This is a genomic window from Amycolatopsis ponsaeliensis (assembly GCF_030182635.1).
GTDB classification, from domain to species: domain Bacteria; phylum Actinomycetota; class Actinomycetes; order Mycobacteriales; family Pseudonocardiaceae; genus Amycolatopsis; species Amycolatopsis ponsaeliensis.
Window position 1 is genome coordinate 1 of the sequence record NZ_JAPZLD010000047.1, and the last position, 25,127, is coordinate 25,127.

15 protein-coding genes are annotated in these 25,127 nt (G+C 70.3%); 8 read left to right on the forward strand and 7 right to left on the reverse strand.

Annotated elements, in window-relative coordinates:
* Positions 1 to 142: 142 nt before the first annotated feature.
* Together QQ657_RS44960 and QQ657_RS44965 are read right to left on the reverse strand one after the other, a co-directional pair.
* Entirely contained in the window at positions 143 to 1,711 is a 1,569-nt protein-coding gene (locus tag QQ657_RS44960; RefSeq protein WP_284748518.1) for a beta-N-acetylhexosaminidase, read from the reverse strand.
* 66 nt (positions 1,712 to 1,777) lie between these two features.
* Entirely contained in the window at positions 1,778 to 3,655 is a 1,878-nt protein-coding gene (locus QQ657_RS44965; RefSeq protein WP_284748587.1) for a propionyl-CoA synthetase, read from the reverse strand.
* A 186-nt stretch (positions 3,656 to 3,841) separates the two neighbouring features.
* Between QQ657_RS44965 and QQ657_RS44970 the strand changes: the two genes are divergently transcribed.
* Both QQ657_RS44970 and QQ657_RS44975 read left to right on the forward strand, forming a co-directional pair.
* Positions 3,842 to 5,596 (forward strand): serine/threonine-protein kinase, encoded by a 1,755-nt coding sequence (locus tag QQ657_RS44970; RefSeq protein ID WP_284748519.1) that lies wholly within the window; start codon positions 3,842 to 3,844, stop codon positions 5,594 to 5,596.
* Entirely contained in the window at positions 5,593 to 5,940 is a 348-nt protein-coding gene (locus tag QQ657_RS44975) for a hypothetical protein (RefSeq protein ID WP_284748520.1), read from the forward strand. The genes QQ657_RS44970 and QQ657_RS44975 overlap by 4 nt, the downstream gene beginning before the upstream one ends.
* A 69-nt stretch (positions 5,941 to 6,009) precedes the next feature.
* Here the strand turns inward: QQ657_RS44975 and QQ657_RS44980 are convergent, their stop codons facing one another.
* Positions 6,010 to 6,591 (reverse strand): class I SAM-dependent methyltransferase, encoded by a 582-nt coding sequence (locus QQ657_RS44980; protein WP_284748521.1) that lies wholly within the window; start codon positions 6,589 to 6,591, stop codon positions 6,010 to 6,012.
* Between the two features lie 82 nt (positions 6,592 to 6,673).
* Between QQ657_RS44980 and QQ657_RS44985 the strand changes: the two genes are divergently transcribed.
* The gene (locus tag QQ657_RS44985) at positions 6,674 to 7,387 is read left to right on the forward strand and encodes an AraC family transcriptional regulator (RefSeq protein WP_284748588.1); all 714 of its coding nucleotides are present in this window, start codon (positions 6,674 to 6,676) and stop codon (positions 7,385 to 7,387) included.
* 133 nt (positions 7,388 to 7,520) lie between these two features.
* On the opposite strand, the gene QQ657_RS44990 is transcribed toward QQ657_RS44985, so the two are convergent.
* Positions 7,521 to 9,089: a dolichyl-phosphate-mannose--protein mannosyltransferase gene (locus tag QQ657_RS44990; protein WP_284748522.1), complete on the reverse strand. Its 1,569-nt coding sequence runs from the start codon at positions 9,087 to 9,089 to the stop codon at positions 7,521 to 7,523.
* A 68-nt stretch (positions 9,090 to 9,157) separates the two neighbouring features.
* Between QQ657_RS44990 and rsmI the strand changes: the two genes are divergently transcribed.
* From rsmI to QQ657_RS45010, 4 genes are all read left to right on the forward strand, one after another.
* The gene (gene rsmI, locus QQ657_RS44995; RefSeq protein ID WP_284748523.1) at positions 9,158 to 10,009 is read left to right on the forward strand and encodes a 16S rRNA (cytidine(1402)-2'-O)-methyltransferase; all 852 of its coding nucleotides are present in this window, start codon (positions 9,158 to 9,160) and stop codon (positions 10,007 to 10,009) included.
* Positions 10,010 to 10,229: 220 nt separating this feature from the next.
* Positions 10,230 to 14,357 (forward strand): LamG-like jellyroll fold domain-containing protein, encoded by a 4,128-nt coding sequence (locus QQ657_RS45000; RefSeq protein ID WP_284748524.1) that lies wholly within the window; start codon positions 10,230 to 10,232, stop codon positions 14,355 to 14,357.
* Positions 14,358 to 14,415: 58 nt separating this feature from the next.
* Positions 14,416 to 21,225, forward strand: coding sequence for an RHS repeat-associated core domain-containing protein (locus QQ657_RS45005; protein WP_284748525.1), 6,810 nt, complete (start codon positions 14,416 to 14,418; stop codon positions 21,223 to 21,225).
* Positions 21,225 to 21,665 (forward strand): SMI1/KNR4 family protein, encoded by a 441-nt coding sequence (locus QQ657_RS45010; protein ID WP_350310757.1) that lies wholly within the window; start codon positions 21,225 to 21,227, stop codon positions 21,663 to 21,665. The genes QQ657_RS45005 and QQ657_RS45010 overlap by 1 nt, the downstream gene beginning before the upstream one ends.
* Positions 21,666 to 21,683: 18 nt before the next feature.
* Here the strand turns inward: QQ657_RS45010 and QQ657_RS45015 are convergent, their stop codons facing one another.
* Positions 21,684 to 22,223 carry a QsdR family transcriptional regulator gene (locus QQ657_RS45015; RefSeq protein ID WP_284748527.1) on the reverse strand — a complete coding sequence of 180 codons (540 nt, stop codon included), beginning with the start codon at positions 22,221 to 22,223 and terminating at the stop codon, positions 21,684 to 21,686.
* A 42-nt stretch (positions 22,224 to 22,265) separates the two neighbouring features.
* Between QQ657_RS45015 and QQ657_RS45020 the strand changes: the two genes are divergently transcribed.
* Entirely contained in the window at positions 22,266 to 23,222 is a 957-nt protein-coding gene (locus tag QQ657_RS45020; protein WP_284748528.1) for a quinone oxidoreductase family protein, read from the forward strand.
* On the opposite strand, the gene QQ657_RS45025 is transcribed toward QQ657_RS45020, so the two are convergent.
* Both QQ657_RS45025 and QQ657_RS45030 read right to left on the reverse strand, forming a co-directional pair.
* The gene (locus tag QQ657_RS45025; protein ID WP_284748529.1) at positions 23,199 to 24,446 is read right to left on the reverse strand and encodes an aminodeoxychorismate synthase component I; all 1,248 of its coding nucleotides are present in this window, start codon (positions 24,444 to 24,446) and stop codon (positions 23,199 to 23,201) included. The genes QQ657_RS45020 and QQ657_RS45025 overlap by 24 nt on opposite strands.
* 19 nt (positions 24,447 to 24,465) lie before the next feature.
* Complete coding sequence (locus tag QQ657_RS45030) at positions 24,466 to 25,080, reverse strand: glycoside hydrolase family 25 protein (protein WP_284748530.1); 615 nt, start codon at positions 25,078 to 25,080, stop codon at positions 24,466 to 24,468.
* Positions 25,081 to 25,127: the final 47 nt, after the last annotated feature.

The window sequence follows — 25,127 nt, forward strand, 5'->3', positions numbered from 1 at the left end:
CCCGCCAGCTGACGCTAGACCGGTCGGTACGCTACCAACGTCTCATCAACCCGAAACTGTCCACGATGTCGTGAGACATACCTGTTCACGATGTCCTGAAACATGGCACAGGGTTCTAACCCTGTTTCTCACTCACGACGGGCTACTTCCAGTCGACCTGCGGGCTGCGGTAGAAGTCGATGCCCTGCGTGGTCCACCGCGGGGCCTGCTTGGCCAGGCGCAGCCGGTAGGCGTCCCAGTTGTGCGTCGACTTCGGGGACCAGCCGATCTCCGCGATGCCGGGCAGCCGCGGGAACGCCATGTACTCGATGTCGTCGCTCGTCCGGATCGTCTCCGTCCACAGCGGTGCCTCGACGCCCGCGACCTGCTTCTCGCCGACGCCGGTCACCAGCGAAGCCGGGTCCCAGCTGTACCCGTCCTTGACCTCGACCAGTGCGGCCCAGTCCTGGCCCAGCGGGGTCTCGGGGTTGTACTTCATGTCCAAGTACGCGTAGTTCGCCGGCGACATCAGGATCTTGTTGCCCCGGGCCGCGGCGGCCGCGACGGACTCGTTGTCCCCGCCGAAGTCCCAGTACTGCGGGACGGCCGACACCGGCAGCGTGGACTTCGCGATCTCGTGCCAGCCGGTGACCTTCTTGCCGTACTTGGCGACGATCGGCTGCACCTTCTGCTGGAAGGTCAGGTAGTCCGCGGGCGGCGTCGCGTGGGCCTCGTCGCCGCCGATGTGCAGGTACTGGCCCGGCGTGATCGCCGCCAGTTCGCGCACGACGTCGTCGACGAACTTGTACGTGATCGGCGACGAGATGCACAGCGAGCTGTAGCCGACCTCGGTGTCCGTGCGCACCGGGACGGCCTTGCCGTCGCAGTTCAGCTCGGCGTACGTCGACTGCGCCGCGTTCGTGTGACCCGGCATGTCGATCTCCGGGATCACGGTGATGTGCCGTGAAGCCGCGTACGCGACGATGTCCTTGTACTGCTTCTGCGTGTAGTAGCCGCCCGGGTCGCCGTCGACCGCCGTCTTGCCGCCGACCGTCGCGAGCTTCGGCCAGCTCTTGATCTCGATGCGCCAGCCCTGGTCGTCGGCCAGGTGCAGGTGCAGGGTGTTGATCTTGTACTGGGAGATCTGGTCGATGTACAGCTTGACCTGGTCCGGCTGGAAGAAGTGCCGGGCGACGTCGAGCATCGCGCCGCGCTCGCCGAAGCGCGGGTAGTCGAGGATCGAGCCGCCGGCGACCGTCCACGTCCGGTGCTGGACGCGCTTCGCGTCGATCGCCGACGGCAGCAGCTGCCGCAGTGACTGGACGCCTTCGAAGAGCCCGTCCGCGGTGTTGGCCTTCAGCGAGACGCCGTCGTGGGCGACCTTCAGCTCGTAACCCTCGGTGCCGATCCGGGCGTCGTGGCCGAGCTGCAGCGAGATCGCGGGCGCGCCCCACGAGCGCGGCACGACCGGCAGCGGGTAGCCGGTGGCCAGGCGGAGCAGGCCGCGCAGGTAGTCCGCGACCTGGCCGGCGCCGCGGTCGGCGCTGATCACCGTGAACGGCGTGAGCTTGAAATCGCCCCGCGGGTCGGCCTTCGCCGACACGGGCGCCGGGACGACGTCGGTCACGCTGCGTTCCGGAGCGGCGGCTGGGGAAGCCGCCGCGGCAGCGGGCAGGCCGACTGCCGTCAGACTCACGATCGCCGCGGTCGAGACGGCTCTGGACAAGCGCATCAGGGCACCTCCGGTCGGGGACTCCTCACAAAGGTACAGACCAGCAGGTGCATTTGGAACAATACTTTACGAAGTGCGTAGCGCGGCCCGGATCGCGTCCAGCACCGCCGGGTCCTCGATCGTCGAGGGCACGGCTTCGTCCCGTCCGTCGGCGATCGCGCGCATGGTCTTGCGCAGGATCTTCCCGGACCGCGTCTTCGGCAGCGCGTCCACAATGGACACATCGCGGAACGCCGCGACCGGCCCGATGTCCCGGCGGACCATGGCCACGAGCTCGTCGCGCAGCTTGTCCTCGGGGATGTCCTCGCCCGCCTTGAGCACGACGAACCCGCGGGGCAGCTGGCCCTTGAGCTGGTCGGCGACGCCGATGACGGCGCACTCGGCGACGGCCGGGTGCGCGGCCAGCACGGCTTCCATCGACCCGGTCGACAGCCGGTGCCCGGCGACGTTGATGACGTCGTCGGTGCGGCCCATGACGAACAGGTAGCCGTCTTCGTCGAGGTAGCCGGAGTCGCCGGTCAGGTAGAAGCCGTCGTAGCGCGAAAGGTAGGCCTCGCGGTAGCGCTCGTCGTCGCCCCACAGCGTCGGCAGCGATCCCGGCGGCAGCGGCAGCTTGACCGTGATGGCGCCTTCGCGCCCGGCCGGCAGCTCGTCGCCGGCCTGGTCGAGGATCCGGACGTCCCAGCCGGGGACGGGCTTGGTCGCGGAGCCGGCCTTCACCTCCATCGGCTCGAGGCCGCGCGGGTTGGCCGCGATCGCCCAGCCGGTCTCGGTCTGCCACCAGTGGTCGATCACCGGCGTGCCGAGCTTCGCGTGCGCCCAGTGGTAGGTCTCCGGGTCCAGCCGCTCGCCGGCCATGAACAGCGTCTTGAACGCCTTGAGGTCGTACTTGTCCAGCTCGCGGGCGTCCGGGTCGAGCTTCTTGATCGCCCGCAGCGCGGTCGGCGCGGTGAACAGCGCCTGGACGCCGTGCTCGGCGATGACCCGCCAGAACGCGCCCGCGTCCGGCGTCCCGACCGGCTTGCCCTCGTAGAGCACGGTCGTCGCGCCGGCCAGCAGCGGCGCGTACACGATGTAGGAGTGCCCGACGACCCAGCCGACGTCGGACGCCGTCCACCAGATGTCGCCCGCGTGGATGTCGTAGACGGCGTCCATCGAGTAGGCGAGCGCGACGGCGTGACCGCCGGTGTCGCGCACGACGCCCTTGGGCTTTCCGGTGGTCCCGGACGTGTAGAGGATGTAGAGCGGGTCGGTGGCCGCGACCGGCACCGGCTCGGCCGGGGTGGCGTTCGCCGCGAGCTCGCGCCAGTCGAGGTCGCGGCCGGTCAGCTCGGCCGGCGCCTGCTCGCGCTGCAGCACGACGACGTGGTCGGGCTGGTGCTCGGTCATCGCGAGCGCACCGTCGATGATCGGCTTGTACTCGACCACCCGCGTCGGCTCGATGCCGCAGGACGCCGCCAGGATCACCTTCGGCTTCGCGTCCTCGATCCGCGCCGCGAGCTCCTTGGGCGCGAACCCGCCGAAGACCACGGAGTGCACCGCGCCGATCCGCGAGCAAGCGAGCATCGCGATCGCGGCTTCGGGCACCATCGGCAGGTAGACGATGACGCGGTCACCCTTCGTGACTCCGAGGGAGCTGAGCGCACCGGCGAACCGCGCGACCGTGTCCCGCAGCTCTTCGTAGGTGTAGGTGCGTTGCTGTCCGGTCACGGGAGAGTCCCAGATCAGTGCGGCCTGGCCGCCGCGGCCGGCCTCGACGTGCCGGTCGAGCGCGTTGTACGACGTGTTCAGTTCGGCGTCCGGGAACCAGCGGTAGAAGGGCGGCCGGGAGTCGTCCAGCGCCCGCCGCGGGGGTTTCGTCCAGCTGATCGACTTGGCCGCTTCCAGCCAGAACGCCTCCGGATCGGCCAGGCTCCGCCGGTAGGCCTCGGAGTACGCGCCCATGCCCCGCTCCTTCGCGTCGAACGTCTCGCCGGCCCCCATCATGACGCGCGGGCGGCGGGCGCGCCGGATTCCGGGCACCCTGAAGACCCGGCAACCTCATGGCGGCCGGCTGCGTCCTAAGCTGGACCGCGGGAAAACGCCGCGTGATGGTACGTAGTGAACACGGACAGTGAGGGGAGCCCGGCGGTGAACGGACTCGCGAGCGCGTTGCTCTCGCTAGCCCATTCCTTGTTCGGCCCGGGCTTCTGCCCCGGCGACTGGGTCTGGGCCACGAGTGCGGCCGGCGCGCTCGTCGCACTGCTGCCGCCGATCGGCGCGCTGGCGGTGTCGATCATCCGGAAGGGCACGGGCAACCGCTACGACGTCACGACGCTGTCGGTCTTCGGCGCGATCGGGCTGTTCAGCACCCTGGTGCTGCCGTGGCTGCTGGCCATCGGCGTGTCGGGGGTCTTCCAGGCGGCGTACGCCAAGGAGAAGACCGGGCTGTCCCAGGCCGAACTCTCGACGCTCAACAGCGCCGGCGGCTGCTGGGTGGACAACCAGCGGGAGTACCTCGGCGGCGGCCAGACCGTCTTCGACGTGCTGTCTTCGCAGAGCGGCAAGGACATGCCGTTCTTCGTCTACCTGCTGGCGTTCGTCGTGCTGGGCGCCGGCTCGCTGCTGTTCGTCATGCTGCAGGGCCGCACCGCCTTCCGCCGGGGCCCGAAGTGGCCGTCGCGGTTCTTCTGGATCCCGTTCGCCGCGATGCTGGTGTTCAGCGTCGGCATGGAGGCGAATACCGCGCTGCACTTCTGGCTGGGCTTCCTGCCGTTCAGCGTGCTGGGCCTGATCCCGGTCGCGATGGTCGGGCCGCCGCCGTGGTCGGTCATCAACCGGCCCGACGTGCCGCCGCGCCGTGACCAGGAGCCGCAGGGGCCGCCGCCGTCGCAGGTCCAGCCGCGCCCGACCCCGCCGCCGCCCCCGCCTCCCATCAACCGCCCGTATCCCAAGACGGCCCTGGCGGCCGCGCCGGAGCCGCCGCCGATGGCCGGTGCGCTGGCTGCCGCGCCGGGCCCGATCCCGCCGCCGCCCGGCTCGCGCAACGCCGGCGGCAGCCGCTACCGGCGCGTCAAGCAGCTCGGCGCGGGTGGGTTCGGCACGGTCTGGCAGGCCGTCGACACCCAGCTCAACCGCACGGTCGCGCTGAAGATCGCGCACGCGCCGGACCGCGACACCGCCGAGCGCATGCAGCGCGAGGCCCGCGCGCTGGCCGTGGTCAGCCACCCGAACTGCGTCAAGGTGTACGACCTGGCCGAGGAGCCGGACGGGCTCGCGCTGGTCATGGAGTACCTCGAGGGCCGTCCGCTGGCCGAGCTGGTCGACGGCCAGGGCCCGCTCGACGACGTCGCGGCCGGCCGCCTGTGGGCCACGATGGCGGGCGCGCTGGCGGCGGCGCACGACAAGGGCGTCCTGCACCGCGACATCAAGCCGTCGAACGTCATCCTCGACCCGAGCGGCCTGGCCCACCTGATCGACTTCGGCATCGCCCGCAGCCAGGGCGACTCGAAGATGACGGCGACCGGCATGATGATCGGCACGCCCGACTTCGTGGCTCCCGAGCAGGCAATGGGCGCGACGGCATCCCCGGCATCGGACGCGTGGCAGCTGGCGGCGACGATCAGCTACGCGCTGTCGGGCCAGCCTCCGCGCGGCACCCGCGAGACGCCGATGGCGGCGCTGATGGCCGCGGCCCGGGCGGAACCGGTGTCCCGGCTTCCGCAGCGGAGTGCCCACGCCCGGCTGCTGGCGGCTTCGCTGGACCCGGAGCCTCGGCGGCGTCCGACGTTGAGCGCCGTGCGGCGTGAGGTCGAGGGCTGGCTGTCGCGGGCCGGCAAGTCGGCCGACGGCCCGGTGACGCGGGTGGTGCCGCGTCAGCCGGGGAACCAGCTGCCTCGCCGGTGACCACGGACGGCGAGCGGGCAGCCCTGGCGCAGGAGTTGTCGCGGCTGTCCTTGGTCGAGCTGGTGGATGTGCTCCGCCGGGTCCTGCCCGGGCACGACGAGCGCGACGTCGTCATGCCGAGCACGCTGTGCCTCGCCGAGGTCTCACCGGTGCCTGCCCGCGATGACCTGCCCCCGGTCGTCGAGATCGTCGCCTGGCCCGACCGGGACTACTACGACGGCGGCTTCGGCGGGGAACCGGCGAACCGGGAACAGGGTTCCTGCCTCGCGTGCGGCCTCGAGGTGACCTCGTCGGCCAAACGCGCCTTCTGCCCGGTCTGTGGAACGGATTGCCGGCTGACTTAGCACGGCTTGTGAGTTAGGCGGCTTCGCAAGTCTGAACCTCGCCACCGCGTCGCTGAAAGCGGAGATCGTTCAGGTTGAAGGGCTGCCGGGCTTGACGGCCGAGAAGATCACCAGCTCCTTCGGCCGCAGGTCCACGCTGACCTGCTCGAACCCCGCCTTCTCGAGCCGTCCCGGGAAGGTCTCCGCGTCGATGACGTTCATCGTGTCGCCGATGTGCAAGAGGCGGAAGCGGAGGTTGAGCTGGCCGTCGCTGCCGCAGTACGTGCCGCCCGGGCGCAGGACCCGCGCGGCCTCCGCGAAGATCGCGTCCTGCAGCCGGGACGTCGGCACGTGGTGCAACATCGTGAAGCACACGACGGCCGAGAACCGGCCGTCCTCGAAGGGCATCTCCGCGCCGCTGCCCTCGACGACCTCCGCGCGGTCGCCGTACTTCGCCCGCAGCAGCTCGGTCGACGCGTGGTCGATCTCCAGGACCGTCAGCTTCGGGACGACGTCGAGCAGCACCTTCGTCGTGGCGCCGAACCCCGGTCCGATCTCGAGCACGTCATCGCCCAGGTCACGCTCCGCGAGCCACGGCGCCAGGCGCTCCTCGACGGTGGCAGCCCACTTCTCCGAACTGCAGATCTTGCGGTGGATCAGGTTCATCGGCATGCGTCCGACGCTAGAGCGCCCCACGGGTGACCGATAGCCGATAGCCTGCCAATCGATGTCGCGAAACAGTCAATCCGGCGCCATGCTCCTCGGCGAGGTCGACCTGCCCGCCGGCACCTGGTTCCCCGAGCACGAGCACCCGGTGCACCAGCTGGTCTGGTCGGCCCGCGGGGTCGTCGCGGTGAAGGCGGGCGACGCGGGCTGGGTCCTCCCGCCGACCCGCGCGCTGTGGATCCCGGCGGGCGTCCAGCACCGCACGGGCGCGCTCGGCCGGGCGGCGCTGCGCGGCATCTACGCCGAGCCCGCGCTGTCCCCGGTGTCGTGGCCCGTGCCCCGGATGGTGGTCGTCCGCCCGCTGCTGCGCGAGCTCCTCGAGTACCTGACCGGCGACAGCGTGGCCCCGGCGGCGCGGCTGCGGGCCGAGGCGGTGGCGTTCGACCTGCTGGAGCCCCTGGACGTGGTCCCGATCGTGGTGCCGTCCCCGGCCGACCCGCGCGCCCGCGACGTCGAGACGGCGGTGCTGGCGAACCCGGCGGACCCGCGGAGCCTGGCGGAGTTCGGACGGGACGTCGGAGCGGCGGAACGGACACTGGCGCGGATCTTCGTCCGGGAGTGCCGGATGCCGTTCGGGACGTGGCGCACGCAGGTGCGGCTGCGTGCGTCGCTGCCGTTGCTGGCGCAGGGCGCGCCGCTGGAGGGGGTGGCGCACCGGGTGGGCTACAGCTCGGCGAGCGCGTTCGTCGCGGCCTTCCGGCGGGCGGTCGGCGTCACGCCGGGGGCGTATTTCGCGGGCTGAGCCGGCACCAGTACCGCAGCCTCCAGCGTCACCGCGGGGCTCGCCGAAGGTCTTGAATGAGTCATTCAAGTCGTCGGACGTCTTGAATGACTCATTCAAGACACTGCAAGCTGCGCGCCCAGTTCTGGGTGAGCTACCGCCAGGACGGCAGCCAGCGCTCGGCCTCCCACTGGCCCGTGGTGATCGCGATGCCGTTCAGGATCGGCCACAGCCAGGCGAAGTTCGCCACCACCAGGCCCACGTACAACGACACCACGAGCAGACCGGTCCCGCGTCTCTCGAACCCGCGCCGGGCGCTGCCCAGGATCTGGCCCAGGCACAACGTCAACCCGAGCACGAGGAACGCGGCCAACGGCGTCGCGTAGAAGAAGTACATCTGGCGGTCGATGTTGGTGAACCAGAAGACGTACCCGCCGAGGTAGCCCACCAGCACGGCCGCGTAGCGCCAGTCCGCGCGGAAGAACGAGCGCCACACCGACCAGCCCAGCATCGGGATCGCCAGCCACCACATCGCCGGCGTGCCGATCAGCATCGTCGCGCTGACGCAGCGGGACTCGCCGCAGCCGGTGACGTCGCCGTCGTAGCTGTAGAGCATCGGGCGCAGCCCCATCGGCCACGTCCACGGTTTCGACTCCCACGGGTGCGGGTTGTCCTTGGGCGTGACCAGCGTTTCGTGGAAGTGCAGGACGTTCGCCGAGTAGTCGCCGAGCGAGCGCAGCGACGCCGGCACCCACGACCAGAAGCCCGGCGCGATGTCCTTGATCTCGGTGTAGTGCCGGTCGGTCGCGGTTTCGCTCGCGAACCAGGCCCAGTACGCGCTCAGGTACATCAGGAACGGGATGAGCAGGATCGCCCACAGCGCGGGCGCGACGTCGCGGCGGATCGTGCCCAGCCACGGCCGTTCGACGCCGGCCGCGCGCCGCGCCGCGACGTCGAAGCCGACGCACAGCAGCCCGAACGCGACGATGTAGTACAGCGCCGACCACTTGACGCCGAAGGTGAGCCCGATCATCAGCCCGGTCGCGAACCGCCACCAGCGGAAGCCCAGCTTGGGGCCCCACACGGACTCGTTGACCCAGCCCTCGCGCACGGCCGTCGCGAGCCGGGTGCGCACCTGGTCGCGGTCGACCAGCAGGCAGGAGAACGCGGCGAGCACGAACAGCGCGATGAAGATGTCGAGCATGCCCATGCGCGACTGCAGGTGCAGCACGCCGTCGCTGATCACCAGGATGCCGGCGATGGCGCCGAGCAGCGTCGAGCGCGTCAGGCGGCGGGCGATGCGGATGGTCAGGAAGATGATGAGGGTGCCGGCCAGCGCGGGCATGATCCGCCAGCCCCAGCCGTTGTAGCCGAACAGCCATTCGCCGATCGCGATCAGCTGCTTGGCCAGCGGCGGGTGGACGACCAGTTCGTAGCCGTAGTTGTCCTCGTAACCGCCGTTGCGCAGGACCTGCCACGCCTGCGGCACGTAGTGCTTCTCGTCGAAGACCGGGCTGCCCTTGTCCGTCGGCACGCCGAGGTTCTGCAGCCGGACGATGCCGCCGATCACGGTCAGCACGAGGGTGACGACCCAGCCGCGCAGCCGGTCCGTCGGCATGCCGCGGCCGAGCAGGGTCACTTCGCGGTCGGTCGGCGGCCGGAGCGCCTCGACCGGGTCCGGCCGGACGCTTTCGTCGTCGGGACGGGTCAGCACGGCGGTCACGGGGGCGATCCTACGGGCGGGACAGGGCGTGCGTCGTCCGGATCCGCTGATCAGCCTAGGCTGGCCCGGTGAGCCCCTCGGTAGTTCCCGGTCGTCTCGTCCTGGCCGCCACCCCGCTCGGCGACGTCCGCGACGCCTCGCCCCGCCTGGCGGAAGCGCTGGCCGAAGCCGACGTCATCGCGGCCGAGGACACCCGCAGGTTCCGCTCGCTGGCCTCGGCGCTGGACGTGACCCCGCGCGGCCGGGTGGTGAGCTTCTACGAGGACGTCGAGACGGCACGCCTGCCCAAGTTGCTCGAATCGTTACGCGCGGGCGAGTCGGTGGTGCTGGTGACGGACGCCGGTATGCCCAGTGTGTCCGATCCGGGGTTCCGCCTGGTGTCGGCGTGCGTCTCCGCGGACATCCCGGTCACCTGCCTGCCGGGCCCGTCCGCGGTGACGACGGCGCTCGCTTTGTCCGGTCTGCCGTGTGACCGGTTCTGTTTCGAGGGCTTCGCGCCGCGGAAGCCCGGTGAGCGGACGCGCTGGCTTTCATCGTTGCGCGACGAGCCGCGGACGGCGGTGTTCTTCGAGTCCCCGCACCGGCTGGCGTCGTTGCTGGCGGACGCGGTTTCGGTGCTGGGCCCGGATCGGCCGGCCGCGGTGTGCCGCGAGCTGACGAAGACGTACGAAGAGGTGAAGCGGGGGAGTCTTTCGTCGCTTGCCGCTTGGGTCGAAGACGGTGTGCGCGGGGAGATCACGGTCGTGCTGTCCGGGGCGGAGCCGCGGGAGGTGTCGGTGGCGGACCTGGTGGGCGAGGTCCAGTCCCGGGTCTCGGCCGGCGAGCGCTTGAAGACCGCCGCGGCGGAGGTCGCCGAGGCCACCGGGGTGTCCAAAAAGGAGCTTTACGACGCCGTACTGGCGGCGCGCACCGCGAAGTAACCGGGGCCACAACAGGAAATGTCTGTTTTGCCGCAAGTGATCGATGTGAGATCCGAATTAAGCCGTTCGGCCGCTACCGCCGCAGTCGATCATCGGTGATGGTTGCTCCTGGGCGCGGCCCGGGTTGTCCGGCCGCGGAGTGAGGGGAATCTTCGTGGCTTTCGACGTGCGTTCTTCGCGGCTGAGATCCAGACGTGGCGTGCTCTTCCTGGTGTTGGCCGTGGCCTTCGGAATCTTTCCGGCCACGGCCTTTTTGCGGCCTCCGGCCGCCGCGGCCGACGTCGTCGCCCAGGTCCCGGACACCGCGCCGGACGAGGCCACCGCGGCCCGGTATGCCGGCCAGGCGCGAAAGCGCATCCAGGTCATGGACCAGACCACCGAGACGGCGGAGACGTTCGCCGACCCGGACGGCACGATGACGACCACCCGCCACCTGCGGCCCGTGCGGGTCAAGCAGGCCGGCGCGTGGTCCACGCCCGATTCGACACTGGCGCCGAAGGACGGCGTGCTCGCTCCCAAGGCCGCGACGACCGGGATCACCCTCTCCGCCGGCGCGGGCCGCACCGCGAAGTCCGTCGGCGCGCAGCCCCTGCTGCGCTTGACCCGCGACGGGACGACGGCCGGGTTCGACTGGCCCGGCGCTCTGCCCGAGCCGGTCGTCACCGGCCCGACCGCGACCTACCCGGAGGTGCTGCCCGGGGTCGACCTGCGGGTCGAGGTCGACATCGACACCGTCCACGAGGTTGTCGTCGTCAAGACGCCCGAAGCGGCGAAGAACCTGGCGAAGCTCGACTTCGGCGTGCCGGTGCGGGGTGGCACGGTGACCAGGGACGCCGACGGCTCGCTGCACGTCCGCAACGCCGCGGGCGACGAGAAGTTCACCGCGCCGGCCGCCGCGATGTGGGACTCCGCCGGCGTCGAGACAGCTGCCCAGGACTTCACGCGCGGTCCGGCCCCGGCCGGGCACCGCGCCGCCGTCGGCGTCGCACTCGACGGGACGAAGCTGACCCTCACCCCCGACCCGAAGCTGCTGGCCGCCGCCGACACCGTCTACCCCGTCTACGTCGACCCGACCTGGCACGACAACTACTGCGCCGCGTGCGGTCGCAACCACTACCTGGTCCAGTACGCCTGCGGCTCGGGCAAGACGCCGGGCGACGCGGTGTGGGACAGCGACGACAACCTCCGCGCCGGCTATTACTACGACACCAATTCGAGCTGCAGCGGGCACCTGGTCACCGCGCGGTCCTTCGTCGAGATGAACCTCGGCGGCCTGGGCGGGAAGACCATCTACAGCGCGAAACTGACCATGGGCCTGACCCAGCCCGGCAACTGCTCGGGCAGCAACAACATCGTCTGGGCGGGCGGCATCAGCCCCGGCCTGCGGTTCAACAGCGGACCGGCCTGGTGGCAGACGGTCGCGACGGTCTCGGGCTGCCCGACCAACGTCGGCTTCGACATCACCTCGACCATCGACAGCGCGGTCAAGGGCAACTCGCCGACGTGGACGTTCGGCATCGTCTCGCCGAACGAAGGCGACCAGGCGACCTGGAAGCGCTACTCGCCCCAGGTCGGGTTCGAGGTCAAGTACAACTCCCCGCCGAACCAGCCGAAGAACCTCGCGATCTTCAACGGCACGCGGTCCTACCCCTGCGTCCAGGGTGCCTCGCGGCCGGTCCTCGGCCCGACCAGCACCGGCTACGTCACCCGGGCCAACGTCTCCGACCCGGACGGCTACCAGCTGGACGCCCGGTTCCGCATCTACAAGGGACTCGTCAGCACCAACACCCACGTCTGGGACGGCCGGGAGTTCGGCTCGGACAACATCCTGAGCGACGCGAACCAGGCGAACCGCAACGCGGTCACGACGCTGCCCACGAACGAGATGAACGCCGACGGCCTCTACTCGTGGGACGTCCATTCGACGGACGGCCGGGAAACCGCCTGGGCGGTGCCGTGTGAGGCCGAGGTCGAGCTGACCCCGCCCGCGGCACCCGGCATCGCGTCGCAGACCTACCCGTCCGGCGCGTACGGCGGTGGCCCCGGCCGCCCCGGTGACTTCACGTTCACCGCGGCCGGCACGGCGGCCCCGGTCGACCACTACGTCTGGCGGATGGACAACACGGTCGCGCCGAGCTGCGACGGCACCGAGGCCGGCACGGTGAAGCCGAAGGCCCTGAACGGCCCCGGCACCACGGCGATCGCGCCCGGCAGCCCGGGACCGCACGTGCTCAGCGCGTGGTCGTGCAACCGGGCGAAGACCCCGTCGAACCGGGTCGACTACGCGTTCACGGTGAAGGACGCCGCGGCTCCGGTCGCGTCCTGGCAGTTCGAGGGCGACGGCCGGTCGCAGGTCACCGGCCTGCGCTACGCGGGTGCCGGCACCGGCACCGGCACCTTCGCCACCGGCAAGCTCGGCCAGGCCGCGGCGCTCAGCGGCCAGGCGGGCGACTACTTCGCGACGCCGGCCCGGATCGTCGACACCACCAAGTCGTTCTCCGTCTCGGCCTGGGCCGACCCCGCCGACCTGAGCGGCCAGCGGGCCGTGCTCTCCCAGGACGGGGACCAGACCAGCGGGTTCGCCCTGCAGTACCTGAGCACCGGCAAGTGGGCGTTCAGCCTGAGCAGCGCGGACGTCGCCGGCGCGACGGTCACCTCCGCGGTGTCGGCGACCGCGCCGACGGCCGGGACCTGGGCCCACCTCACCGGGGTGTACGACGCGGGTGCGCACACCGCGTCGCTGTACGTCGACGGCACCCTCCAGCAGACGGTGTCCGCGACCGCGGCGAACGTGAGCGGTCCGCTCGTCCTCGGCGGCGCGAAGGCGAACGGTGTCCGCACCTACCTGACCAAGGGCGCGATCGACGAGGCGGCCGTGTTCGGCCGGGCCCTGTCCGCCACCGAGGTCGGCACGCTGTACGGCGCCAACGGCGTTCCGGCCGGCCTCGGCGCGGCTCGCGAGTACCGGCTGGACGGCGACACCCAGGACGCCACGGGAACCGAGAACACCCTCGCGTTCACCGGCCTCCCGTTCGGCCCGGGGTACTCGGACTCGGCGGGCCAGTCCGCGACCGACGATTCGATCGGCCACGGCACCGGCCAGGGCCTGGTGGGCTCGGGCCAGGGGTATGCGGCGACGTCGTCCCCGGTGGTGGACACCGCGCAGAGCTTCTCGGTGTCGGCCTGGGTGAAGCTGGACAAGTCCGACTTCTACACCTTGGTGACGCAGGAAGGCACCGCCGGTGACTCGTTCCTGCTCAGCTCCTCACCCGACAACGTCGCGTTCGGGATGAGCAGCGCCGACGCCGCCGGTGACGCGGGCAACTGGCGGTGGGCGGGGACGTCGATCACCCCGTACGCCGGGAAGTGGACGCACCTGACCGGAGAGTACGACTCGGTCGCGGGCAAGGAACGGCTGTACGTCAACGGCGCGCTCGCTTCGGAGACGGTGATCCCCGCGGGCAGTGTGTGGCGCTCGACCGGGCCGTTCGGGATCGGGAAGCTGCCCGGCCGGTCGGTCGGCGCCTTCGTCGGCTCGATCGACCAGGTCCAGGTCTGGGACCGCGCGCTGCCCGCCGCCGAGGTGGCCGGTCTCGCCAACACCGCGGTGCTGCGGGCGAACTACCAGCTCGACGGCACCACGACGGACTCCGTCAGCGGCGTGACCGGCACGCCGTCGGGGAGCTTCCAGATGACGACCGACGAGACCGGGGCCAACGTCGCCCGGTTCCCGTTCGAGTGGGGCTCCCAGGTCGAAGGGCCGCGCCCGCAGAACTTCCGCAGCGACCGCAGCTTCACGGTCGAGGCCTGGGTCAAGCACACCTGGACCGAAGCCGACGCGGCGCGGGAGAAGCAGCGCGACCCGTCCGATCCCGGCGGCGTGGACAAGCCCGGCCGCACGGCGCTCGGGGCGAACGGCGCGAACTTCTCGCCGTACCTCCTGGGCTACCGCGGCGTGCAGGACGTGAACGGCACCTGGCACCCCCGCTGGAGCTGGGCGATGTGGATGAAGGAGTCGACCCCGGCGAACCCGGTGGCCATCCTGGCGACGCCGGACGCGGACGCCGAGTCCGGCGTCTGGACCCACCTCGCCGGGACGTACGACGCCGTGGCGCGCCGGGCGTGCCTCTACGCGACGACGGACGCCTACCAGTTCAGCACGAAGTGCGTCGACAACGTGATCGGCTGGAACGGCGCGAACGACCTCGAGGACCTCTTCCTCGGGCGAGGCCGCTTCAAGGGCCAGGACAGCGACTACTGGTACGGCGACCTGCGCGGTATCCGGGTCTACGGCGGTGTGCTCGACCAGCAGCACATCAACGCCGACGCCATCCTCGACCACCCGTAGTCCCCGCGGACTCTCTCCCCGGCTCCCCCGAACTTTTCCCAGAACGGGCAGATCTTCCATGCGTAGTAGTGCCAGATGGGCCCGGCTGGGCCGGTCGTCCAGAGTCGTCGCGGCGATGCTCGCGGTCGTCATGCTCGGCTCCGGCGCGACGGCGGTCGCCGCACCCGCCCGCCCCGGAGGCGACTGGACGGTCCCGCCGGGGCAAAAGGAGAAGAGCGTCCCGGTGAGCCCGGTGGCCACCGGGAAGCTGCCGGACATCAAGATCGGCACGCCGCCCGTCACGCCGCCGGTCTGGCCCGCCGCGAAGGACGCCGACGTCGACCTGGCCCCGGCGGCCACGCAGCAGCTGCGCGCCGCCGACACCCCGGTGCGGCTCGGGCGCGCCGCGGCCGCCGCCAAGCCGGCCAAGGTGCACGTCAAGGTCGCCGACCACCAGGCCGCCGAAGCGCTGGGCCTCGACGGCGTCGTCCTCGCGGTCACCGGCGCCGCGGACGGCCCGGTCCACGTCGGACTGGACTACAGCGGCTTCGCGAACGCCTTCGGTGGCGGCTGGAGCGACCGGCTCCGGCTGTTCACGCTGCCGGCCTGCGCACTGTCCACACCGGACAAGCCGGAGTGCCGCGAGCGCACGCCGATCGCGGGCTCGGCCAACGACGCCAAGGCGAAGCAGGTCACCGCCGACGTCGTGACCGGTGGCCGGACGCAGGTACTGGCCGCCGCGGCGGCGGCCGCCGGTTCCGCGGGCTCGACCACGGCGATGCCGCTGTCGGCCGCCGGCGACTGGTCCGGCGGCGGTTCGGGTGGCGACTTCTCCTACAGCTACCCGTTCGAGACGCCGAAGGCCCCGAACGGCGCCGCGCCGAACCTCGCGCTGTCCTACTCCTCGGGCAGCATCGACGGCCTGACGTCGGCGACGAACAACCAGGCGTCGTGGATCGGCGACGGCTGGGACTTCACCCCCGGCGGGTTCATCGAGCGCCACTACAAGGGTTGCAGCGAAGACCTGGGTGGCAACAACGGCCAGACGAAGACCGGCGACCAGTGCTGGGGTCCGGACAACGCGTCACTCGTCCTCGGCGGCCGCTCGACCCAGCTGATCAAGATCAACGACACGTTGTGGCGGCCCAAGACCGACGACGGGTCCAAGGTCGAGCTCCTGACCGGGGCGGCGAACGGCGTCTCCCACGGCCAGCACTGGCGCGTCACCACCGGCGACGGCACCCAGTACTACTTCGGCCTCAACCACCTTCCCGGCTGGACCGGCGGCAAGCCGGAGACGCAGTCGGCGTGGACGGTCCCGGTGTTCGGCAACAACGCCGGCGAGGACTGCTACCAGGCGGGCGACTTCGCGCACTCGTGGTGCCAGCAGGGGTGGCGCTGGAACCTCGACTACTCCGTCGACCCGCACGGCAACGTCAGTTCGTACTACTACCAGCCGGAGAAGAACTCCTACGGGCTGAACCTGAACGTCACCTCGGCCGGCACGTCGTACGTGGCGGGCGGCTACCCGCTGCGCGTCGAGTACGGCCTGCGTCTCGCGAACGGCAGCGTCTACGGCAGCGGCCCGACGAACCAGGTCGTGTTCGACACGGCCGAGCGGTGCATCCCGGACCAGTCCTTCGACTGCGCCCCGGCGAAGCTCACGGCCGCGAACGCGGCCCACTGGCCGGACGTCCCGTTCGACCAGATCTGCGCCGAGGGCGCGACCTGCGACTACGGCGCTCCCGCCTTCTTCACCCGCAAGCGCCTGACCGCGGTCCGCACGCAGTACTTCGCCGGCACGACCCCGCACGACATCGACCAGTGGGACCTCGTCCAGTCCTACCCGGGATCGGGGGACAACGCCCCGCCCGCGCCGTGGCTGAACTCGGTCACCCACACCGGCAAGGCGGGGCCCACGCCGATCACCCTGCCGCCGACGGAGTTCGACCGCTACATCTTCCCCAACCGCGTCAACACGCTCGGCGACAAGTACGCGGCGATCACCCGCAGCCGGCTCAAGGAGATCCGGACCGAGACCGGCGGGCGGATCTCCGTCAACTACTCGGCGGAAGACTGCGTGCCGGGCACGAAGATGCCCGCGTCGCCGCAGACGGACAAGTACCGCTGCTACGCGTCCTACTGGAGCCCGCCCGAGTCGAAGGACCCGGTGCTGGACTGGTTCCACAAGTACGTCGTCACCGACGTCACGGAGGACGACGGGCCGGGTGACTCGGTCCCGGTCGAGACCCACTACTCCTACCCGGCCGACAGCGCGGCCTGGCACTACGACGACAGCCAGTTCACGCAGGACGACCGCCGCACCTGGAACCAGTGGCGCGGCTACAACGTGGTGACGACGTCCATCGGCGCGCCGGGCACGGTGCAGACCGTCACCGAATCCCTGTACCTGCGCGGGATGGACGGCGAGGTGGTCACCGACTCCGACAAGGGGACCATCACCGACAAGGACCCGCTGCAGGGCTTCGTGCGCGAGTCCCGGACGTACCTGGCCGACGGCAAGACCGTCGACTCGGCGTCGATCAACGACCCGTGGTTGCGCGGCCCGACCGCCACCAGTTCGGACGGGCGCCTCAAGGCGTACATGACCGACACGCAGTCGGTCCGCGGTCGCATGCTGCTGTCGGACGGGACGACCTACCGCCGGACGCAGGTGAACAAGAAGTTCGACGACAACGGGATGACCACCCAGGTGGAAGACCTGGGCGACACCTCGACGCCGGCGGACGACACCTGCACCAACACGGCCTACCTCGCGGGCGCCGGCGGCATGTTCGACCGGTCGAGCACGGTCGCCATGTTCGGCGGGAACTGCGCCGGGACGCAGACCGCGGCGAACAGCATCACCGACGTCCAGGTGGCCTACGACCACCAGGCCGTCGGGGTGCCGCCTACCAAGGGCGACATCACCGAGCAGGACACCCTCGACACGTGGGACACGGCAGGCAAGCACTACGTCGCCACGGCCAAGAACACCTACGACGACCTCGGCCGCGAAACCGAGGCGCGGGACGTGTTCGGCAACCTGACCAAGACCGAGTTCGTGCCGGCCACGGGCGGCCCGGTCACCCAGATCAAGACGACCAACCCGGCCGGCTGGACGTCGACGACGACGGTCGAGCCGTCCCGCGGCAACCCGACGACCGCGGCCGACGTCAACAGCGTCACGACCGACATCGACTACGACGCGCTGGGCCGGAAGACCGCGGTCTGGAACCCGGGCCGGACCCGGAGCCAGGCGGCGAGCGCGACCTTCGAGTACGGCCAGAGCAAGACCGGCCCGGTCTACGTGCGCACGAGGACGCTGCAGGACACCAACGCCTACACGGACTCCTACACGATCTACGACCACCTCGGCCGGACCCGGCAGACCCAGGTCCCGGCGCAGGGCGGCGGCCGGATCATCACCGACACGCTGTACGACTCGCGCGGCCTCCAGTTCAAGACGAACGCGCCGTTCTACAACGACGCGTCGGGCCCGGGCAGCACGCTGGTCGGGGCGGCCGACAACGTCGTGCAGGCGCAGACCGTCACGGAGTACGACCGCCGGGCGCGGCCCACGGCGTCGATCCTGATGTCGAAGGGCGCCGAGCAGTGGCGGACGACGACCCGCTACGACGGCGAGCGCACCACCACGATCCCGCCCGCCGGCGGCTCACCGTCCACAGTGGTCACCGACGCCCAGGGGCAGACCGCCCAGCGGCTGCAGTACACCAACGGCTACACCCCGGGCGCGACGAACCCGGCCGACGTCACGACGTACGCGTACAACGCCGCCGGAGCGATGACGTCCGTGCAGGACTCGTCGGGCAACGTCTGGTCGACCAAGTACGACCTCCGTGGCCGCAAGATCGAGCAGAACGACCCGGACGCGGGCCGGTCGACGACCACCTACGACCAGGCCGGCCAGGTCAAGACCACGACAGACGCCCGTGGGCAGACGCTGGTCTATACCTACGACACGCTCGGCCGGAAGATCCAGGAGAACAAGGACTCGGAGACCGGTCCGAAGCTGGCGACGTGGACCTACGACACGGTCCTGCACGGACTGGGCCTGCCGGCGTCGTCGACCCGCTGGGACGGCACGGCCGGCTACACGAACCGCGTCGTCGCCTACGACGCGTTCAGCAGGCCGACCAAGACCGCCGTCGACATCCCGGACAAGGAGGGCGCGCTCAAGGGCACCTACGAGTTCTCGACGAAGTACACGGCGACGGGTGCGATCGGGGAGACCGTGAGCCCCGCGGCGGGGAACCTGCACCAGGAGCACGTGCTCCACGGTTACACCGACCTCGGCCTGGCGTCGACTACCTACGCGCTCGACTCGACCACGGGTGCGCGCACGGACCTCGTGTCCGCCACCGGGTACACGTCGCTCAACGAGATGTCGACGCTGCAGCTGGACGGCGCGACGTCGACGTCGAACGTCGGCTTGACCCAGACCTACGACGAGGTGACCCGGCGGGCGCAGACCACGACGGTCAGCCGCGAGACGCAGGTCGGGGCCGAGCTGACGAAGCGGACCTACAGCTACGACCCGGCGGGCAACGTCCGGAAGATCGCGGACACCCCGTCGGGCGCGGCGGCCGACATCCAGTGCTTCGACTACGACTACCTGCAGCGGATGACGGACGCGTGGACGCCGTCGTCGGGTGACTGTTCGACCGCGAAGTCGGCGTCGGCTCTGAACGGGGCGGCCCCCTACTGGAAGACCTACGCGTACGACAAGACGGGCAACCGCAAGACGCAGGTCGAGCACAAGGCGGCCGGCGACGTCACGACGACGTACGACTACCCGGTATCGGGCGCCACGGCGGTCCGTCCGCACGCCCTGCAGGGCACGAGCGCGGCGGGCCCGAACGGGACGTCGACCACGGGGTACACCTACGACGAGGCGGGTTCGGTCAAGACCCGCAACGTCGGTGGCAACACGCAGACGTACACCTACGACGCCGAAGGCCACACGGCGACCGAGACGGACCCGTCGGGTTCGAGTTCGTACGTCTACGACGCGGACGGCAACCGCCTGATCGCCCACGACCCGACCGGTGCGACGCTGTCGATCGGCGACCTGGAGGTCGTCCAGGTGGCGGGCACGCAGGCGGCGACGGCGATCCGCTACTACTCCCACGGCGGCGCGCAGGTGGCCGAGCGCGCGGGGTCGGCGGGTCTGAAGTGGATGCTGGGTGACCTGCACGGCACGAACGGCTTGTCGATCACGCAGGGGACACTGCAGCCGAACCAGCGCTACACGGACCCGTTCGGCAACGTGCGTGCGCAGACGTCGACGTGGCCGGACAAGCACGGTTTCGTGGGTGGCTACCAGGACACGACAGGGCTGACGCACCTCGGCGCGCGTGACTACGACCCGACGACGGGCCGGTTCACGAAGGTGGACCCGGTGCTGACGCCGGATCTGCCGCAGACGTTGAACGCGTACGCGTACGCGAACAACTCGCCGGTGACGGAGTCGGACCCGTCGGGGTTGTCGGCGTGCCACAGCATGGGTTCGGACGGGCTGCTGTGCAACGCGGGAACACCGCAGGCCGAGGGCTGCTCGTGGAACCCGAGCTGCAACGTGCAGGGGCACCACACGCAGCAGGAGATCGACAAGCGCAACGGCAAGTACGCGCGTGACGAGGCGATCCGCAATTCCGGCATCAGCCAAGCCGCGTACAAGGACGCGCAGGCGGTGGTGAAGAAGTCCAAGTGGGACGTCTTCGTCGAGGCGGCGGGCGAGCTGGTCAAGGGCTTGATCGGCTGGGACGACATCAAGGACTGCGTGACGCAGGGCGCGTTCGGCGCGTGTGTCCGGACGGTCATCAACTTCATCCCGTGGGGCAAGATCCTCAAGGCCGGCGAGATCATCGCGGACTTCTGGAAGGGCGCGAAGGCGCTCATCACCTTCGGCAAGGAGGTGGAGAAGGCCGAGAAGGTCATCGTCGACACGGAGAAGGTCCTGGCGGACGCGGACAAGGCCGCGAACGCGGCGGCGGATGCGGAGCGGGCTGCTTCGGAGGTGGCCCACGGGGCGGAGGAAGCCAAGGGGGCGGAGAGCGGAGCTTCGTGTGCGCTGCACAGCTTCGTGGCGGGCACGCTGGTGCTACTGGCGGACGGCACGACGAAGCCGATCGACCAGGTCCACGACGGCGACGTGGTGCGCACGACGGACCCGGCAACGGGCGCGGTCGAGGATCACAAGGTGGTGGGCACGCTCGTCCACACCGACGAGAACGAGCGCACCGAGGTCACCCTGGACTCGGGTGGCACGGTGGTCGCGACGGACTGGCACCCCGTCTGGGTGGAGGAGGCCGGGGACTGGGTCGCGACCGGATCGCTGGTCGCGGGCGAGCACCTACACTCGGCTGATGGTCGGTCGGTGCTCGTCACGGCGGTCCGGCACTTCGAGCAGCAGGCGCCGGTCTACGACCTCACGGTGGATGAGGTCCATGCCTACTACGTGGGCGCTGGTGCGGTTGCGGTCTTGGTCCACAACTGCGGCGGCAAAGAGGCAGCCGAGGAGTTTCGTGCGAACGCCAACAACGGGCAGGGCGTCTCGCACACGAAGAATATTGCGGTCGCAGACCATGAAATCAACGGCTCCTCGGGGCAGTTGGTGGGAGTCAGTGGAAAACACACCCATCCCGGGTCAACCTCGATGCCGCCGGCGCGGCAGTTCAACCCGGGAACTCGCCCTTTCGACTCCGAGACCAAGATCTTCGAAACCTATGCGGCCAGCTTGCCGCGCAATGCCACTGGTACGATCAAGCTGTATTCGGAACGGGAGATCTGTGCGAGTTGTCGCGGTGTCATTGCGCAGTTCAGAGATATGTTCCCTGGTATCAAGGTGAGTACCTCGTGGGGTTGATGATGGGCGAAATCGAAGAAATCGCATCAGTTTTGCGGGAACGTTATGGTCATGGTGAAGTGGTGGGAATTTCGCCGGATGAGGTAGAAGAGGTCCGAGTCCGTCAAGGTGTCGAAGAGCTGCCTCTGGAGTACCGACGGTTTCTTGCGCTGATGGGCCGACGTGCGGGAGGAATGCTCGTCGGAACGGATATATTTTATCCCGCGATCTTACCGCTGAAAGACTCCTTGGACGACTTTCCGGTCGTACGTGATCTCGTCTCTTCGGTTTCGGGGTCGCTTGTCCTTGGCATGCACCAGGGTTATCAGGTCTACGTGGTTACCGATGTCGGTAACTCCGATCCCAAGGTTCTGATGTACGAAGAAGATGAAGACACCCCGGTCGCGGAGTGGGATTCGTTCACGGATTTTATTCGTTCGGAAATGGCGCAATTGGACTAATGGGCGGCCGGTGAGCGGTCACGTCAGCAACGCCGTCACCGCGGCATGCGCCTTCTCCGCATCCGGCGCATCCCCGGTGATCACGTCCGTGTACACGAACGACTCCCCGATCCGCACCAGCAGATAAGCCAAGTCCGGCACCGGCAACGGCGGGTTCAGCCTCCCCGCTGAGACCTCCCCCGAAAGCAACTCCGCGAGCCGGGAAGTCGTCCGCTGCTGGCACACGCTCGCCCGCGTCGTCAGCAGCCGCAAAGCCCGCTCCGGCTCCCGTCGCAGGAAGTCCCGGAACGGCGGCGACTCGTTCGCGAATCGGACATACCCGCTCACGAAGTCCGCCACCCCCGCCGCTCCGCGGCCGACGCACGACGGCCACAGCCGGGCGATCGACGCCGACGACAGCGACCACAGGATCTCCCCGAGCAGCAAATCCCGCGACCCCACCCGCCGGTGCAGCGTCGCCCGGCTGATCGACAGCGCCTCGGCCAGCTCGCCCATGTCCACCCGGCGACCAGCCAAGAACCAGTCGCGGGCGAGGTTGAACGCGTCCGAGTGAGACATATGCCAGAATGTCTCATAACGACCGCGGGAAGGGAAACGCAGATGCGCGCAGTGCAGGTGACCGAGTTCGGCGGACCCGAGGTGCTCACCCCCGTCGAGCTGCCCGATCCCGTGGCCGGCCCCGGCGAGGTGCTCATCGACGTCGACCGCATCGGGGTCAACTACGCCGACACCCACCAGGCCGAGAACTCCTACCTCGCGCCGTCCAAGCTGCCGCTCGTTCCCGGTGGTGAGGTGGTCGGCAAGGCTGGCCAAAAGCGGGTCGTCGCCCTGCTCAACGGTGGTGGCGGGTACGCCGAGAAGGCTGTCGCGCCCGAGGCGACCACCTTCCCCGTGCCCGAGGGCATCGACGACCTCACCGCGCTGTCCATGCTGGTCCAGGGCGCCACCGCCTGGGTCCTGCTCAAGAAGAACGCCCACCTCGAAAAGGGCGAGTCGGTCGTCGTGCACGCCGCCGCCGGTGGGGTCGGGACCATCGCCGTGCAGCTCGCCAAGGCCTGGGGCGCCGGCCGCGTCATCGCCACCGCCAGCAGCGAGGAGAAGCGCGCCCTCGCCCTCGAACTCGGGGCCGACGTCGCCGTCGACTCGCGGGCCGAGGACATGACCGCCACCCTGCTCGAGGCGAACGGCGGCCGCCGCGTCGACGTCGTGCTCGACATGGTCGGGGGCACGACCACCGACCAGAGCATCGCCGCGCTCGCGCCGTTCGGCAGGCTCGCGTTCTACGGCATGGCCGGGCGCGAAAGCCCGAAGCCGGTCGACCTGCGCAACGTCCTCGGCCACAGCACGACGATCAGCGGTATGTGGCTGCCGCACGTCTTCCGCCTGCCGGGCAACGTCTTCGGGACGGCCCTCACCGAACTGTTCGACCTGGTCCTCGCGGGCAAGCTCAAGGCGATCCCGGGCGGCGAGTTCGCCCTGTCGGACGCGCGCGGCGCGCACGAGGCCCTGCGCTCCCGCAAGACCGTCGGCAAGCTACTGCTCGACCCCGGCAAGTAGGCGTTCCAGGGGTGCCGCCTTGTGCAGGCACTCCTGCCACTCCGCCTCCGGGTCCGAGTCCGCCGTGATCCCGCCGCCGACACCGAGGGAAATGGCGCCGGCGCGGATCTCGAACGTCCGGATCGCGACGTTCAGCTCCAGCCCCGCCGCCGGCGACACCAGCCCGATCGCGCCCGTGTAGACCCCGCGTCCGCAGGGCTCCAGCTCCGCGATCAGGTCCAGCGCGCGGATCTTCGGCGCGCCCGTCACCGAGCCGGGCGGGAACGTCGCGTCCAGCAGCTCGGCGTCGGACACGGTGGGGCGCAGCACTCCCGTCACCGTCGAATCCAGGTGCCAGACCCCCGGCGCCGGGCGGACCCGCAGCAGCGACGGCACGGTCACCGACCCCACCTCGCACACGCGGCCCAGGTCGTTGCGCACCAGGTCCGTGATCATCACGTTCTCCGCGACGTCCTTGGCGGACCGGCGCAGCAGCACGGCGTTCCCGTCGTCGGCGGGGCCACGCCGGGGGAGCGTCCCCTTGATCGGCGTCGACCGCACCGCCCGGCCGTGCCGCGCGAGGAACAGCTCCGGCGAGAACGACACCACCGACCCCCACGGGCCCGCGACGAACGCCGCCCGGCGCGGATCCAGCGAAGCCACGCCGGCCGCGAACAGCGCCTCGGGCGAGCCGGAAAACGCGCCCATGAACCGGCTGCAGATGTTCGCCTGGAACAGTTCCCCGGCTTCGATCGCGTGCACGCACGCCTTCACCGCGTCCCGGTGTTCCGAAGGCAGCGGACGCCGCAGCGGCCCGGCCGCCCAGGAGAGATCGGGCGGAGGAGAAGAAAGCAGCGACTCCATTGTGGACACCGAAGGGCCGCCGCCGTCGAGGGATTCCAGGAAGCAGGTGCCCGAGGACGACCACCGCAGCACGTGGTCCGCCCAGCCCCACGCTGCCGCCGGCAGGGCGCCGGAACGCCCGGACGGGTCCGCCGAGTCGTAGGAGAGATAGCCGAACCAGCCGCCGCCGAGCACGCCCGGCGGTGCGTCGACCTCACTCGGAACGGGGAGGTCACGAGGGGAGACGGTCACCGAAGGCGCGATCACCGCCTGGGAACCGAACCACTCGCCCGACAGCATCGCGGGCGGCGGCAGCCCGCGGGCGGCGTTGTGGTGAGCGAGTACCGAGAAAGCGCGCGACGGCGTCACATTCGTCCGAAGTGCCCTGCTCGTCACGCGCATGGCGCCATATCACCACACGTCAGAGCAGAAGGTCACCCAATGTGAACGGGTACACGACGGCGTTCTGCTCCACCGGCCCCTCGACGCCCGGCACGTCCGGCGTGCACGCGTGCTGGTGCAGGCCGAGCCGCGAGTGGAACCAGCCGGCCCGGCCCGGGATGCCGTTGTGCCGGATCAGCCACAGCACCACTTCGGAGTCGGCCCAGCGGTCCGGGTGCAGCCGGTGCTGCCAGCAGTCGTAGTCGGCGTAGACCAGCACGCGCTCGACCCGCGCCGCCTGCCGGACGTACTTGATCCACGCCTTGATGAACCGGTCGTCGACGCTCGGGGCCGCCACCTCCAGCGCGGGCGCCAGCGACCCGGGCGCGAAGGCGCCGAGCCGGCTGGCCGTCCGCACGAAGTGGTCGGCCTGGTCGTGCACCGCGCCGGGCCGCGCGTAGTGGCGGCCGCCGACGTGCAGCCCGGCTTCCTGGGCGCCGGCGAGGTTCCGTTCCGACGCGGAACTGCTCCAGTTGACGTTCTCGCTGACCGTCACCGAGACGAACCGGGTCTGCGCGCCGCGCACGGCCTGCCAGTCGGCGACGTGCTCGCGGTGGGACAGCGAGATGCCGAGTTCGGCTTCCGGCTCCGTCACAGTCCGCCCCCGGCGCGTAGATGAGAGCACACCATACGTCGCCAGGG